The organism is Paraburkholderia sp. HP33-1, assembly GCF_021390595.1.
In the GTDB taxonomy this organism is placed as follows: Bacteria; Pseudomonadota; Gammaproteobacteria; order Burkholderiales; family Burkholderiaceae; genus Paraburkholderia.
This window is the reverse complement of the sequence record NZ_JAJEJR010000001.1, coordinates 3,033,530-3,047,345: the sequence shown is the minus strand read 5'-3', so window position 1 is coordinate 3,047,345 and position 13,816 is coordinate 3,033,530. Positions and strand designations below refer to the sequence as shown.

15 protein-coding genes are annotated in these 13,816 nt (G+C 63.8%); 3 read left to right on the top strand and 12 right to left on the bottom strand.

Going from position 1 to position 13,816, the window contains the following annotated elements:
* Positions 1-31: 31 nt before the first annotated feature.
* The 6 genes from trpC to rpe form a co-directional block, all read right to left on the bottom strand.
* Positions 32-817: an indole-3-glycerol phosphate synthase TrpC gene (gene trpC, locus L0U81_RS13960; RefSeq protein ID WP_233803559.1), complete on the bottom strand. Its 786-nt coding sequence runs from the start codon at positions 815-817 to the stop codon at positions 32-34.
* 18 nt (positions 818-835) lie between these two features.
* Complete coding sequence (trpD, locus tag L0U81_RS13955; protein WP_233803557.1) at positions 836-1,867, bottom strand: anthranilate phosphoribosyltransferase; 1,032 nt, start codon at positions 1,865-1,867, stop codon at positions 836-838.
* Between the two features lie 19 nt (positions 1,868-1,886).
* Positions 1,887-2,504, bottom strand: coding sequence for an aminodeoxychorismate/anthranilate synthase component II (locus L0U81_RS13950; protein WP_233803555.1), 618 nt, complete (start codon positions 2,502-2,504; stop codon positions 1,887-1,889).
* A 13-nt stretch (positions 2,505-2,517) separates the two neighbouring features.
* Positions 2,518-4,011, bottom strand: a complete 1,494-nt coding sequence (gene trpE / locus L0U81_RS13945) for an anthranilate synthase component I (RefSeq protein ID WP_233803553.1) — start codon at positions 4,009-4,011, stop codon at positions 2,518-2,520.
* A 377-nt stretch (positions 4,012-4,388) separates the two neighbouring features.
* Positions 4,389-5,105: a phosphoglycolate phosphatase gene (locus L0U81_RS13940; protein ID WP_233803551.1), complete on the bottom strand. Its 717-nt coding sequence runs from the start codon at positions 5,103-5,105 to the stop codon at positions 4,389-4,391.
* Positions 5,106-5,117: 12 nt separating this feature from the next.
* Positions 5,118-5,801, bottom strand: coding sequence for a ribulose-phosphate 3-epimerase (rpe, locus tag L0U81_RS13935; protein WP_233803548.1), 684 nt, complete (start codon positions 5,799-5,801; stop codon positions 5,118-5,120).
* A 341-nt stretch (positions 5,802-6,142) separates the two neighbouring features.
* On the opposite strand from rpe, the gene apaG reads away from it, so the two are divergent.
* Positions 6,143-6,517 carry a Co2+/Mg2+ efflux protein ApaG gene (gene apaG / locus L0U81_RS13930; protein WP_233804333.1) on the top strand — a complete coding sequence of 125 codons (375 nt, stop codon included), beginning with the start codon at positions 6,143-6,145 and terminating at the stop codon, positions 6,515-6,517.
* Between the two features lie 94 nt (positions 6,518-6,611).
* Here apaG and L0U81_RS13925 read toward each other — a convergent pair whose 3' ends face one another.
* Positions 6,612-6,773 (bottom strand): hypothetical protein, encoded by a 162-nt coding sequence (locus tag L0U81_RS13925; RefSeq protein WP_233803546.1) that lies wholly within the window; start codon positions 6,771-6,773, stop codon positions 6,612-6,614.
* 28 nt (positions 6,774-6,801) lie between these two features.
* Between L0U81_RS13925 and mltA the strand changes: the two genes are divergently transcribed.
* A complete protein-coding gene (mltA, locus tag L0U81_RS13920; RefSeq protein ID WP_233803544.1) occupies positions 6,802-7,920 on the top strand; it encodes a murein transglycosylase A in 1,119 nt (372 codons plus the stop codon).
* Between the two features lie 97 nt (positions 7,921-8,017).
* Here mltA and paaK read toward each other — a convergent pair whose 3' ends face one another.
* From paaK to paaN, 4 genes are all read right to left on the bottom strand, one after another.
* Complete coding sequence (gene paaK, locus L0U81_RS13915) at positions 8,018-9,322, bottom strand: phenylacetate--CoA ligase PaaK (RefSeq protein WP_233803542.1); 1,305 nt, start codon at positions 9,320-9,322, stop codon at positions 8,018-8,020.
* Between the two features lie 112 nt (positions 9,323-9,434).
* Entirely contained in the window at positions 9,435-9,896 is a 462-nt protein-coding gene (gene paaI, locus L0U81_RS13910) for a hydroxyphenylacetyl-CoA thioesterase PaaI (RefSeq protein WP_233803540.1), read from the bottom strand.
* Position 9,897: 1 nt separating this feature from the next.
* On the bottom strand, positions 9,898-10,689 hold the full coding sequence (gene paaG, locus L0U81_RS13905; protein ID WP_233803538.1) for a 2-(1,2-epoxy-1,2-dihydrophenyl)acetyl-CoA isomerase PaaG: 792 nt from the start codon (positions 10,687-10,689) through the stop codon (positions 9,898-9,900).
* 167 nt (positions 10,690-10,856) lie between these two features.
* Positions 10,857-12,557, bottom strand: coding sequence for a phenylacetic acid degradation protein PaaN (gene paaN, locus L0U81_RS13900; protein WP_233803537.1), 1,701 nt, complete (start codon positions 12,555-12,557; stop codon positions 10,857-10,859).
* 136 nt (positions 12,558-12,693) lie between these two features.
* On the opposite strand from paaN, the gene L0U81_RS13895 reads away from it, so the two are divergent.
* Entirely contained in the window at positions 12,694-13,470 is a 777-nt protein-coding gene (locus L0U81_RS13895) for an enoyl-CoA hydratase (RefSeq protein ID WP_233803535.1), read from the top strand.
* 130 nt (positions 13,471-13,600) lie between these two features.
* On the opposite strand, the gene L0U81_RS13890 is transcribed toward L0U81_RS13895, so the two are convergent.
* The gene (locus L0U81_RS13890; protein ID WP_233803533.1) at positions 13,601-13,807 is read right to left on the bottom strand and encodes a hypothetical protein; all 207 of its coding nucleotides are present in this window, start codon (positions 13,805-13,807) and stop codon (positions 13,601-13,603) included.
* Positions 13,808-13,816 lie beyond the last annotated feature (9 nt).

Genomic DNA, 13,816 nt, shown 5'->3' with positions numbered 1-13,816 from the left:
GTTTATCTGCGTCGATACGCCGAGGCGGTGATCAGAAAAACATCCGCGCAAGTTCCACGCCGGGCTCGTCCGCCCGCATGAACGCCTCGCCGACGAGAAACGTATGCACGTTGCGCGCGCGCATGCGATCGACGTCGTCGCGCGACAGAATGCCTGACTCGGTCACGACGATGCGATCGTCGGGAATTGCGTCGAGCATGCCGAGCGTCGTGTCGAGCGAGGTTTCGAACGTGCGCAGATTGCGGTTGTTGATGCCGATCAGCGGCGTCTGCAGCGTCAGCGCTTCCTTGAGTTCGTCGCTGTCGTGCACTTCGACGAGCACCGCGAGACCGAGCGAATGCGCGAGCGCTTCGAGGTCCTGCATCTCCGAAGTTTCGAGCACGGCGGCGATCAGCAGGATCGCGTCGGCGCCCATCGCGCGTGCTTCGACGATCTGGTACGGATCGACGATGAAGTCCTTGCGCAGCACCGGCAACTGGCACGCGGCGCGCGCTTGCTGCAGATACGCGACGCTGCCCTGGAAGAACTGCACGTCGGTCAGGACGGACAGACATGCGGCGCCGTGCTTTTCGTACGAACGCGCGATGTCGGCCGGCACGAAGTGTTCGCGCAGCACGCCCTTCGACGGGCTCGCCTTCTTCACCTCGGAGATCACCGCGGCAAGACCCGCCGCGTGCCTGGCGCGCAACGCGCCGACGAAGTCGCGGATATCGCGCGACGACGCTTCGAGCCGCAGTTCCTCGAGCGGCACGCTTTGTTCGGCCGCCCGGACTTCTTCGCGTTTGACCGCGACGATGCGGTTGAGGATGTCGCTCATAAATGTCTCGTTACGTGATTACTGCTTGAATTGCTGGGTGAAGCGCACCAGTTCGTCGACCTTCGCGCGCGCCTTGCCGCTCGCGATCGCTTCGCGCGCGAGCTCGATGCCGTCCGCGATCGTGGCCGCGACGTTCGCCGAATAGAGTGCCGTGCCCGCGTTCAGCGTAACGATTTCGCGCGCGACGCCGGGCTTGTTGTCGAGCGCGTCGAGCAGCATGACCTTCGACTCGCCCGCGTTGGCGACTTTGAGCGTGCGATTCGACACCATCTGCATGCCAAAGTCTTCCGGATGGATCTCGTACTCGCGGATCTCGCCGTCGCGCAACTCGCCCACCAGCGTAGCGCCGCCGAGCGACACTTCGTCCATGCCGTCCATACCGTACACCACGAGCACGTGTTTCGCGCCGAGACGCTGCATCACGCGCACCTGAATACCGACGAGGTCGGGGTGGAACACACCCATCAGCTGATTCGGCGCGCCGGCCGGATTGGTCAGCGGCCCGAGGATGTTGAAGATCGTGCGCACGCCGAGTTCACGGCGCACCGGCGCAACGTTTTTCATGGCCGGATGATGATTCGGCGCAAACATGAAGCCCATGCCCGTTTCCGCGATCGATGCCGCAACCTGCTCCGGTTGCAGATCGATGTTGACGCCGAGCGCTTCGAGCACGTCCGCGCTGCCCGACTTGCTCGACACGCTGCGATTGCCGTGCTTCGCGACCTTCGCGCCCGCCGCGGCCGACACGAACATCGTCGCGGTGGAAATGTTGAACGTGTGCGCGCCGTCGCCGCCGGTGCCGACGATATCGACGAAGTTCGAGTTGTCCTGCACATCGACGTGCCGGGCAAATTCACGCATCACCGTGGCGGCTGCGGTGATTTCGCCGATGGTCTCTTTTTTGACACGCAGCCCGGTGATGATCGCCGCCGACATCACGGGCGAGAGTTCGCCGCGCATGATGAGGCGCATCAGGTGCAGCATTTCGTCGTGGAAAATCTCGCGGTGCTCGATGGTCCGCTGCAAGGCTTCCTGGGGCGTAATGGACATGATTTCGTCTCTCATCGGGTCAGGAATTGCGAGGCGCCGCGTGATTCGAGGCCTTGCCGGCGACGGCGAGCTTCGATTGCTTGACGAAGTTTTCGAGCAGCGCGTGGCCGTGTTCGGACAGGATCGATTCCGGGTGGAACTGCACGCCTTCCACTGCGAGCTCCTTGTGGCGCACGCCCATGATTTCGCCGTCTTCGGTCCATGCCGATATTTCGAGGCAGTCGGGCAGCGATTCGCGTTCGATCGCGAGCGAGTGGTAGCGCGTCACGGTGAAATGCTTCGGCAGGTCCGCGAACACGCCCTTGCAGTCGGTTTCGATCGTGCTCACCTTGCCATGCATGATGGTCTGCGCGCGCACGACGCGGCCGCCGAACGCCTCGCCAATCGCCTGATGGCCGAGGCACACGCCGAGAATCGGCGTCTTGCCGGCGAATTCGCGCAATACGTCGAGCGTGATGCCCGCGTGCTGCGGGTTGCTCGGCCCCGGCGACAGGCAGATGCGCTCGGGATTCAGCTTCGCGATTTCATCCAACGTGATTTCGTCGTTGCGGTAGGTGCGCACGTCTTCGCCGAGTTCGCCGAAGTACTGCACCAGGTTGTAGGTGAACGAATCGTAGTTGTCGATCATGAGCAGCATGGTGTGTCTCCGGTCAGAAGTCGCTATCGAGGCCGTCCTGGACCTGCTCGGCCGCGCGCAACACCGCGCGCGCCTTGTTCTCGGTCTCCTGCCATTCGGATTCCGGCACCGAATCGGCGACCACGCCCGCGGCCGCCTGCACATACAGATTGCCGTTCGCGATCACGCCGGTGCGGATCGTGATGGCCAGATCCATCTCGCCGGTGAACGACAGATAGCCGACCGCCCCGCCGTACAGCCCGCGCTTGACGGGCTCGAGCTCGTCGATCAGCTCCATCGCGCGGACCTTCGGCGCACCTGACAGCGTGCCGGCCGGAAAGGTGGCGCGCAGCACGTCGAAATTGGTCATGTCGGGCTTCAGCTTGCCTTCGACCGAGCTGACGATGTGCTGCACGTGCGAGTACTTCTCGATCACCATCTTGTCGGTCACGACGACCGAGCCGATCTGCGCGATGCGGCCGACGTCGTTGCGCGCGAGGTCGATCAGCATCACGTGCTCGGCGATTTCCTTCGGGTCGTTCAGCAGCTCGGTCGCGAGCGCGGCGTCGCGCTCGGGCGTGTTGCCGCGCGGTCGCGTGCCGGCGAGCGGGCGGATCGTGACGAGGCGGTCCTCGCCGCGTTTTTCCTGACGCACCAGAATTTCCGGCGACGCGCCGACCACGTGGAAGTCGCCGAAGTTGTAGTAGTACATGTACGGCGACGGATTCAGCGAGCGCAGCGCGCGATACAGCGACAGCGGATTGTCGCGATACGGCTTGGTCAGGCGCTGGCCGACCTGCACCTGCATCAGCTCGCCGGCGGCGATGTATTCCTTCGCCTTGCGCACGGCGGTCAGGTAATCGTCTTTCGCGAATTCGCGGTAGATCTCGGTGCGTACGCTGGCCGACACGACGGGCGGCTCGACGGTGGCGTGCAGCCGCTGGCGCAGTTCGCGCAGACGTTGCTTCGCTTTCGTGTAGGCCTCGGCCTGGGTCGGGTCCGCGTAGACCACCAGATAGAGCTTGCCCGCCAGGTTGTCGATGACGGCGACTTCCTCGGTCAGCAGCAGCTGGATGTCGGGCAGGTTCAGATCGTCCTTCGGCGCGCTGTACGCAAGCTTCTTCTCGATGTAGCGCACCGCGTCATAGCCGAAGTAGCCGGCGAGACCGCCCGTGAAGCGCGGCAGTCCCGGGCGTTGCGCGACCTTGAAGCGCGCCTGGAACTGCTGGATGAACGCGAGCGGATCGCCGTCGTGCGTTTCGACGACCTTGCCGTCGCGCACCACTTCCGACACGCCGTTGCGCGTGCGCACGAGAGTCCGCGCCGGCAGGCCGATGAACGAATAACGCCCGAAGCGTTCGCCGCCCACCACCGACTCCAGCAGGAACGAGTTCGCGCCGTTGCGCTCGCTCTGCGCGAGCTTCAGGTACAGCGACAGCGGCGTTTCGAGGTCGGCGAGTGCTTCGGCGATCAGCGGGATGCGATTGAAACCCTCGTTGGCGAGGGACTGGAATTCGAGTTCGGTCATGTTCCGATCCTGTACGGTGGTCCGGCGGCTGCAAGCGTTGGGCAAAGCGGGGCTAGGCGCCTCCGGTCAGGGCGTGAGTCGACGTTCGCGACATGATGATACCGACCGGCGCGGGTCTTCCATCGGCGCGTGCGAGCGGTGCGGGTGCGCAGCGGTACTTTGCAGGTACGCGCAGGCCCAATCAGCCGATGCAGCAGCGCAACAACAGAACGATGGAAAAAGCGCGTGAGCGCAGCGAAGTAAAAAACGATTGCCGAAGACGAGCTTCAGCGTACCTCAGGCGAGGTTAGCGCGACCAGCGACGCCAGGGCCAGGCTCCCCGGTCGATGCTAATCAGACTCCGTTTTTTATTCAGAAACATGAGGATGAAGGACTGTTCAAGTCGTGGATTGGTGCGCTGCGATCGCCTTGGCGGCGTCGAGCAGCGAGGCAACTATACCATCGGATTTTATCGTTTGTATAGCTTGGCCGTGGTTGTAGCCGTAGGGTACCGTCAGGGTCGCCATGCCGGCCGCGCGGCCCGCCAGCGCGTCGTTTTCCGAGTCGCCTATCGCGACCGTGGCGCTCGGCTCGACGCCGAGTTGCGCGGCGGCGGTCAGCATCGGCAGCGGGTCCGGCTTCTTCTTCGCGAGACTGTCGCCGCCGAGCACGACGCTGAAATACGGCGCAAGCCGGTACTGCTGCAGCAGCTCGAGCGCGAAGCGGTGCGGCTTGTTGGTCACGCAGGCGAGCTTCAGGCCCGCGTCGCGCAGCGCGCGCAGACCGGCTTCGACGTCCGGATAAAGCCGCGTGTGCAGACCGTTGATCTTCGCGTACTCGGCCTGATAGATCGCGAGCGCTTCATCGAAGCGCTCTTGCGCATGCTCGGCTTCGAAGCGCGGTGCGAGCACGCTGCGGATCAGATGCTCCGAACCCTTGCCGACATAGCCGACCACTTCCTCGCGCGTGGTTTCTTCCGCGTCGAGCTGAGCGAGCATGCCGTTCAGGCCGGCGGTGAAGTCATCGGCGGTGTCGATCATCGTGCCGTCCAGGTCGATGATCGCGGCTTCGAGGCGCGGGCCGGTGAAGGTCGGGGGCGGATATGGAGCGGTCATGAGGCGCGGGTTTTAGCGCTGGACGGAGGCGAGGGCGGTGCGCATCTTGTCGATCACGACCTTGTGATCGGGTTGGCCGAAGATTGCCGAGCCGGCCACGAACGTGTCCGCGCCGGCCGCCGCGATTTCCGCGATGTTGTCGACCTTCACGCCGCCGTCTACTTCGAGATGGATGTCGCGGCCGGTGCGCTCGTTGTAGGCGTCGATGCGCTTACGCGCTTCGCGCAGCTTGTTGAGCGCCTCGGGGATGAACGACTGGCCGCCGAAGCCCGGGTTCACCGACATGATCAGCACGAGGTCGACCTTGTCCATCACGTGATCGAGATAGCTCAGCGACGTCGCCGGATTGAACACGAGGCCGGCCTTGCAGCCGTGGTCGCGGATCAGCGACAGCGTGCGGTCGATGTGATCCGAGGCTTCCGGGTGAAAGCTGATCACATTCGCGCCGGCTTTCGCAAAGTCCGGCACGATGCGGTCGACGGGACGCACCATCAGGTGCACGTCGATCGGCACGTTCACGTGCGGGCGGATCGCTTCGCAGACGAGCGGGCCGATGGTCAGGTTCGGCACGTAGTGGTTGTCCATCACGTCGAAGTGGATCCAGTCGGCGCCGGCGGCGACGACGTTGCGGACCTCTTCGCCCAGACGGGCGAAATCGGCGGAGAGAATGCTGGGGGCGATGCGAAATTGCGTCATGACAGGGGCTGGCTGCAAGCGGGAAAGCGTCATTTTACCGTTTTTGCGCGCGCTGACCGGGGCGCGGGCGGCGGCTGGCGTGGCGAAATCGCGCGATGAACCGGTGCAAAAAGCAGGCGCAAAGAGCCGGCGCAAAATACGGCGTAGTGAAGCGGCGCGGCAAAGCAGCCATGTCCCAACATCCTGGACGCTCCTGGCCGAAAGACGTGTCTGGTTGCGGCCATGCCGCGCATCAAGCAGAATGCCATTCGATGAGCGCCGCATCGCCGCTGCACCCGCAGACCATTGGCGTTTGGGCCTTCCACGATTTTTCACACCCGTTTGATCAGACCGGAATCACGATGAGCCAGTACGAATTCAGCGTCTCGGCGCAGGTGCAATACCTGCCTGAAGAATCGGACCCGGAGCGTCGCCAGTACGCCTTTGCCTATACGTTGACGATCCGTAACACTGGCCAGGTGCCTGCGCAGTTGATCGCGCGTCACTGGATCATCACCGACAGTGACAACACCGTGCAGGAAGTCAAAGGCCTGGGCGTGGTCGGTCATCAGCCGCTGCTCAAACCGGGCGAGCATTTCGAATACACGAGTTGGGCAATGATTGCGACGCCGGTCGGCACGATGCGCGGCGATTACTTCTGCGTGGCGGAGGATGGCGAGCGCTTCGAGGCGGCGGTGCCGGAGTTCGTGTTGCGCATGCCGCGGACGTTGCATTGAACCGGCGCTGCGCTGTTCGGTCTTTATTGACTTTGTATGGGCGTGTGGCGCAGCGAGCGGATGAGCAGTGCGGTGAGCAGTTCGCCGGTTACGGTCACTGCGGCTTTTGCGATTGGGACTCTTTCACCGACTTGGCACGCGCCGCTTTTTTCTTTCCGGACGACGTCCATACAACGATAAAGACGAGCAGGAAGAGCGCAAGCAGCGATTCCAGCGCGAAGATGAGCATCGGGTATTCGTCGAACAGATCAGACATGGCGGTTTCCATCAAGAACGAACATTGTATGCGTTTTGTCCGCCGGGCCGGTGCCTGGCTCGGTGCACTGTCGGTTGCGGTGTTGCTTGCGTCCTGCGGTGGCGGCGGCGCGATCCGGCCTTCACCGCCGACCGGCGCGGCGGTCATCCCTGGCCAGATCGCTTCGGCGCGCCTGACCGCGGTTGCGTGGCAGCAGGTGCCGGGCTGGCAGGACGACTCGCTGATCGGCGCGACGGCCGCGTTGCGGCAAAACTGCTTGAGGCTCGCGCGTCAGCCGAACTGGTCGCGTGCATGCGCAGCGGCCGCGCAGATCGACGATCTCGACGTCACCGGCGCGCGCGCTTTCTTTGAAGCCTATTTCACGCCGTTCCAGCTCGCGAATAGCGACGGCACGCTCGACGGTCTGGTCACCGGTTACTACGAGCCCCTGCTGCGGGGCTCGCGCACGCAGCACGGCGTGTATCAGACCGCGCTATACCGTTGGCCCGGCGGCTATCGCGCGGGGGCGCCGTTGCCGGCGCGCGCGCAGCTCGAGCGCTCGGGCGCGCTGAGCGGCAACGAACTCGTCTGGGTCGACGATCCGATCGAAGCGTTCTTCCTGCAGGTGCAGGGCTCGGGGCGGATCGTGATGGAAGACGGCAGCGTGATGCGCGTTGGCTTTGGCGGTACCAACAATCAGCCGTACAAGTCGATTGGGCGCTGGCTGCTCGATCACGGCGAGATCACGCCCGCGCAAGCGACGATGCAAGGCATCAAGGCATGGGCGCGCGCGAATCCGACGCGTGTGGATGGCCTGCTCGACACCAATCCGCGCTTCGTGTTTTTCCGCGAGATGCCGTCGGCCGAAAGCGTACCTGGCGGCGGCGCGGACGGTCCGATCGGCGCGCTCGGCGTACCGTTGACGCCGGAGCGCTCGATTGCGGTCGACCCAAGTGCCATCCCGCTAGGCACGCCGGTGTTCCTGCAGACTACGCGGCCGCTGACGAACTCGCCGATGAACCGCCTGGTGTTCGCCCAGGACACGGGCACCGCGATCAAGGGTGGCGTGCGCGCCGACTACTTCTGGGGTCTCGGCGACGATGCCGGCGATCTGGCCGGCAAGATGAAGCAAGGCGGCCGGATGTGGCTGCTGTTGCCGAATTCGTGAGGCGGCGGGGCCGCGTCACGTCGGAACAGGATCCGTGCGTGACGCCGTTTTTGGCTGGGTTGTTACGTTGCCCGCCGCCCACCGCCCGTCGCTCGAATCAGAGCCCCGACCTGCGCTTGTCCACCACGCGCCGCGCCTTGCCCACGGAGCGCTCGATTCCATTCACCGCCAGCACGTTCACCACCGCGCTCACGCCGATCAGGGCCTTGATGTCGTAAGCCAGCGCGTTTTTCGCGGCGATGAGCGCGGACGTGTCGGGCGCGCTTTCGGGGCACGGTTCGACGTTCAGCGTCAACACGTCGAGCGGCCCTTCCTTCGTCAGCACGATCTGATAGTGCGGTGCGAGCGCGTGCTGCTTGAGCAGCAGTTCTTCGATCTGCGTCGGGAACACGTTGACGCCGCGCACGATCATCATGTCGTCCGAGCGGCCGGTGATCTTTTCCATGCGCCGCATCGTGCGGGCGCTGCCCGGCAGCAGGCGCGTGAGATCGCGCGTGCGGTAGCGGATGATCGGCAGCGCTTCTTTCGTCAGCGACGTGAACACGAGTTCGCCGAGTTCGCCATCGGGCAGCACCTCGCCCGTTTCGGGGTCGATGATCTCGGGATAGAAATGGTCTTCCCAGATCGTCGGGCCGTCTTTGGTTTCGACGCACTCCGAGGCGACGCCTGGGCCCATCACTTCGGAGAGACCGTAGATGTCGACCGCGTCGATGCCCATGCGTTTTTCGATCGCCTCGCGCATATCGTTAGTCCACGGCTCAGCACCGAAGATGCCGATGCGCAATGAGCAGCTGGCCGGGTCGATACCCTGGCGTTCGAGTTCGTCGGCGATCGACAGCATGTAGCTCGGCGTCACCATGATGATGTCCGGCCGGAAATCCTGGATCAGCTGCACCTGCTTTTCTGTCTGACCGCCGCCGAACGGGATCACGGTGAGCCCCGCGCGCTCGGCACCGTAGTGCGCGCCGAGGCCGCCCGTGAAGAGGCCGTAGCCGTAGCTCACGTGCACCTTGTCGCCGCGCTTCGCGCCGGCGGCGCGTATCGAACGGGCGACGAGGTTCGCCCACGTGTCGATGTCGCGCGCCGTATAACCGACGACGGTCGGCTTGCCGGTCGTCCCGGACGACGCATGGATTCGCGAAATCTGCTCCTGCGGCACGGCGAACATCCCGAACGGATAGTTGTCGCGCAGATCCTTTTTCGTCGTGAACGGAAAGCGTGCGAGGTCCGCGAGCGACTTGACATCGCCCGGATGAACGCCGGCTTCGTCGAACTTGCGCCGATACACCGGCGAATTTTCGTACGCATGGTTGAGCGACCATTTGAGCCGCTCAAGTTGGAGGGCGGCGAGCTCGTCGCGGCTGGCGGTCTCGATCGGATCGAGCGGAAGGGCGGTGCTCATCGAATGTCTCCTTGCTGCATCAGTATCTGAGTCTGATATGCGGCGCGTTGGCGCCAGAAAACCAGGCGGACGCTTGTCCGTGAGGGCGGCTCCGGTTGGCCGCCGCTAACTGTTAGTCGTCGGCGGAAATCAGGTTGCCCTTGATTTGCGCCGATTTGCCGCGAAACATCGCGACGGTTTCACCGGCGCGATTCGTTACGCGGATATCGTAGATGCCGGTGCGCCCGTTCAATGTCTGCTCGAGCGCTTCGGCACTGAGTACGTCGCCGCCGCGGACCGGCCGCAGAAACTCGATCGAGCAGCCGGCCGCGACCGTATTGATGTTGTAGGTGTTGCAGGCGAATGCGAAGGTCGAATCGGCGAGCGTGAAGATCAGGCCGCCGTGGCAGATTTGATGGCCGTTCAGGAAGTCATCGCGTATCGCCATGCGCAGCCGCGCATAGCCGGGGCGCACTTCGAGAATCTCGAGCCCGAGCGCGCGACTGCAGGCATCGTTTTCGTACATTGCGGCGGCCGTCGCGCGGGCGAGTTCGTCGGGCGTCATCTGGTCGGGGCGGGTGGTTTGCGTGGACATCTCAACGCCCCTCGAAGCGCGGCGCGCGCTTTTCGATAAATGCCTGCACACCTTCCGCGTAATCGTCTGAGGCGCCGAGTTTGCGCTGCAGATCACGCTCGAGATCGAGTTGCTGGTCGAGCGTTTGCGTCGCGCCCGCGCGCATCGCCTGCTTGATCGCGGCGATCGCGCGCGTCGGTTGCTGGGCAAGTTGGGTCGCGAGTTTCGCCGCAGCCGGAGCGAGTTCCGCGTCGTCAAACACTTGCCAGATCAAGCCCCAGCTTTCGGCTTTGTCGGCACTGAGCTTGTCGCCGGTGATCGCGAGCCCGAGCGCGCGTGCCATGCCGACGCGTTGAGGCAGGAACCACGTGCCGCCCGAATCCGGCACGAGACCGATCTTCACGAACGCCTGGATGAAGTTCGCGGAGCGTGCCGCGAGCACGAGGTCGCAGGCCAACGCAAGATTGGCGCCCGCTCCGGCGGCCGTGCCGTTGACCGCTGCGATCACCGGAAGGGGCAGCGCCTGCAGACGACGGATTAGCGGATTGAAGTATTGGTCGATCAGGCCGCCGAGGTCGGTCATGGCGCCCGGCGTGAAATCGAGGTCGGCGAGGTCCTGGCCGGCGCAGAAGCCACGGCCCGCGCCGGTCAACACGAGCGCACGCGCGCCAGACGTTTCGACCCGATCGAGCGCGGCGCAGAGTTCCTGATGCATCGCGCGCGTGAAGCTGTTGAGCTTGTCCGGGCGATTAAGCGTGATCGTGGCGACGTGGCTCGATGAGTCGATGTCCAGCCGGATCGCTTCATATGACATGGGGTGTCTCCTCAGAGTCTCGTTGACCGATGGGCACGGTTGCACGACTACGTCGGCGCGTGATGCCGATCCGATGTTCGATGTTAGTGAGAGCGCACGATCTGGTCCATCTGCCGAAAGGCATAGGACGAAATCGTGCGCTGTACTGACGCTGTGTCTTATGCCATTCAGCCAGCTACCGCCGGCGCCGTTTTCGGTTCAACATGAACGCGGCTTTGAACGACACGGAAGCGATTGGCGACGAAAGCGGCATCGGCCAGCGCGGCATTGGCGGCCGGGTTGGCGCCGGTGCCGTGAAAGTCCGAGAACGCCGCGGACTGGTTGACGAACACACCACCGGTCAGATTGATCGACAACGCGACGCCGCCGCGAATCGACGCTTCGTGCGCGGCGTCGAGCACCCCGTCGTCCGTGCTGTAGACCGACAGGGTCAGTGCTCCGTGCTCGGCGGCAATTTCGCCCGCGAGGTCGAGCGACTGCGCGGTCGAGTCCGTCGCGATGACGAACGAAATCGGCCCGAACCATTCTCTCGTGAACTGGGCACGGTCGGTCGCGGCGTCGAGTTGCAATACGAGCGGCGTGCGAACGCGAGCGCCCGGAAAGGATGAATGCTCGAGCGTCTGGCTCGCGACGAGAACGCGGCCGAGCTTGGCGGCTTCGTCGACGCGTTGCACGACGCTTTCATTCTGGATCGCGCCGAGCAGTTCGACGACGCGGGCCGGATCGGCGACGAGCTTTTGCACCGCACCGGCAAGCGCCTGGGCGACATCGTCGAAGCTGAACGTGCCGTCCGCGGTGCCAATGCCGTCGCGCGGCACGTAGATGTTTTGCGGCGCGGTGCACATCTGGCCCGAATACAGCGCCAGCGAGAACGCGATGTTGCGCGCGGCCGCCTTGATGTCCTCGACCGAGTCGATCACGATCTGGTTGACGCCGGCCTTCTCCGTGTAGACCTGCGCCTGATGCGCGTTGCGTTCGAGCCAGGTGCCGTTCTGGGTGCTGCCCGTGAAGTCGATTAGCTTGATCTCGGGGCGCAGGGCCAGTTGCTGGACGAGGGCGCCGTCGTTCGGGTCGGTGGCGAGCAGCATGACGACGTTCGGATCGAAGCCCGCTTCGCGCAACACCTCACGCGCGATGCGCACCGTCAGCGCGAGCGGCAGGATCGCGCCCGGATGTGGCTTGACGATGACCGTGTTGCCGGTTGCGAGATCGGCGAACAGGCCCGGATAGCCGTTCCACGTCGGGAATGTGCAGCAGCCAAGTACGAGGCCGGTGCCGCGCGGCACGACGGTGTAGCGCTTGTGCATCGCGAGGGACGGATTCTTGCCTTGCGGCTTTTCCCAATGCGCGTTGGCTGGAATGCGGCGCAGCTGGTCCCAGGCGTACGCAACCGCTTCGAGTGCGCGATCTTGTGCGTGTGGGCCGCCGGCCTGGAAGGCCATCATGAACGCCTGGCCGGTTGTGTGCATCACGCTGTAGCCGATCTCGAAGCTGGCGCGATTCAGACGCGCGAGGATTTCGAGGCTCACGCCGATCCATGCCTGCGGGCCGGCCGCGCGCCAATCGCGTTGCGCCTCGGTGGACGCGGCGATGAGCGCGTTCGGGTCGGCTTTCGGGTAACGCACACCGAGCGGAAAGCCAAACGGCGAGACTTCCGCGCCGACGGTTTCTCCAGTCGACGGTTGGTCCAGGTCGAACGTCTTGTTGAGAAGCGCATTGAACGCGGCTTCGCCGTCCGCGTTGGCTGTTTCCCCGTACACTTTCGGACTAGGCATCTCGACGAACGGGCTCCAGTAGCCGCGCGTTTCGAGCGCGGCGAGCGCTTTGTGCAGCGTGTCTTCGTGCTTGGTGAATAGCGGATGTGTCATGGCAAAGAAGGGCTCGACTGTGCGTTGGGGAAAACCTGTCGAATAATTGACCGACCGGTTGGTTGGCGAATGGTAGCATCACTATGAACGATGCGCGAAGCGTTTTTGGCGTGCGATTAACCCTTACGGAGGCGGCATGGCTTATGAAAACATTCTGGTTGAAACGCGGGGGCGGGTTGGACTGATCACGCTGAATCGTCCGAAGGCTCTGAATGCGCTGAACGACGCACTGATGGACGAACTGGGCGCCGCGCTGCGTGGGTTCGACGCCGACGAGGCGATTGGCGCAATCGTCGTGACGGGCAGCGAGAAAGCGTTCGCGGCCGGCGCGGACATCGGCATGATGGCGTCGTACACCTATATGGATGTATACAAGGGTGACTACATCACGCGCAATTGGGAAACGGTTCGCTCTATCCGTAAGCCGATCATTGCCGCAGTGGCGGGCTTTGCGCTCGGTGGCGGCTGCGAACTGGCGATGATGTGCGACATCATTTTCGCTGCCGACACTGCGAAGTTCGGTCAACCGGAGATCAAGCTCGGCATCATGCCGGGCGCTGGCGGCACGCAGCGGTTGCCGCGCGCGGTGTCAAAAACAAAGGCGATGGACCTTTGTTTGACAGCCCGCTTCATGGATGCCGCCGAAGCGGAGCGCGCTGGACTGGTTTCGCGCGTGATCCCGGCGGCATCGCTGCTTGACGAAGCGGTCGCCGCGGCCACGACCATTGCGGAGTTCCCACTGCCGGCAGTGATGATGATCAAGGAGTCGGTCAACCGCGCCTATGAAACGACGCTTGCGGAGGGTGTGCATTTCGAACGCCGTTTGTTCCATTCGCTCTTCGCTACCGAAGACCAGAAAGAGGGCATGGCGGCGTTCGTCGAGAAGCGCAAAGCGGTTTTCAAGCACCGTTAATACGCTTGTCAAAATATCGCTTGCAAGTCCCGGTGACGGCGACTAGAATCCCGCTCTTTCGTGCACCGGATGCCGGGCACGGGGGAAGCGGGAAGCCTTGGATGGCGGGGACTTCAGCGGCGTGGGCAGGTCAGGCGAGTGATAAAAACCTGTTGACGATCTGGCGGAAGTTGTTCATAATTCCGTTTCTCTGCTGCAGACGCAGCGACGCAAACGAAGCGGTGCCGGGTAGTTCAGGTGCGGCGGGTGGTGCGGACCGATCTTTAAAAACTAACAGCCGATAAGTGTGGGCGCTTGATGCGGAGTGCGGCGGCGGATTCTGAGGAATCTGCTGCATGGCAAAAGT

Coding starts and splice junctions, on each gene's coding strand:
- trpC (WP_233803559.1), bottom strand. CDS start 817: ATGAGCGACATCCTCAACCGCATCGTCGCGGTCAAACGCGAAGAAGTC.
- trpD (WP_233803557.1), bottom strand. CDS start 1,867: ATGTCCATTACGCCCCAGGAAGCCTTGCAGCGGACCATCGAGCACCGC.
- L0U81_RS13950 (WP_233803555.1), bottom strand. CDS start 2,504: ATGCTGCTCATGATCGACAACTACGATTCGTTCACCTACAACCTGGTG.
- trpE (WP_233803553.1), bottom strand. CDS start 4,011: ATGACCGAACTCGAATTCCAGTCCCTCGCCAACGAGGGTTTCAATCGC.
- L0U81_RS13940 (WP_233803551.1), bottom strand. CDS start 5,105: ATGACCGCTCCATATCCGCCCCCGACCTTCACCGGCCCGCGCCTCGAA.
- rpe (WP_233803548.1), bottom strand. CDS start 5,801: ATGACGCAATTTCGCATCGCCCCCAGCATTCTCTCCGCCGATTTCGCC.
- apaG (WP_233804333.1), top strand. CDS start 6,143: ATGAGCCAGTACGAATTCAGCGTCTCGGCGCAGGTGCAATACCTGCCT.
- L0U81_RS13925 (WP_233803546.1), bottom strand. CDS start 6,773: ATGTCTGATCTGTTCGACGAATACCCGATGCTCATCTTCGCGCTGGAA.
- mltA (WP_233803544.1), top strand. CDS start 6,802: ATGCGTTTTGTCCGCCGGGCCGGTGCCTGGCTCGGTGCACTGTCGGTT.
- paaK (WP_233803542.1), bottom strand. CDS start 9,322: ATGAGCACCGCCCTTCCGCTCGATCCGATCGAGACCGCCAGCCGCGAC.
- paaI (WP_233803540.1), bottom strand. CDS start 9,896: ATGTCCACGCAAACCACCCGCCCCGACCAGATGACGCCCGACGAACTC.
- paaG (WP_233803538.1), bottom strand. CDS start 10,689: ATGTCATATGAAGCGATCCGGCTGGACATCGACTCATCGAGCCACGTC.
- paaN (WP_233803537.1), bottom strand. CDS start 12,557: ATGACACATCCGCTATTCACCAAGCACGAAGACACGCTGCACAAAGCG.
- L0U81_RS13895 (WP_233803535.1), top strand. CDS start 12,694: ATGGCTTATGAAAACATTCTGGTTGAAACGCGGGGGCGGGTTGGACTG.
- L0U81_RS13890 (WP_233803533.1), bottom strand. CDS start 13,807: ATGCAGCAGATTCCTCAGAATCCGCCGCCGCACTCCGCATCAAGCGCC.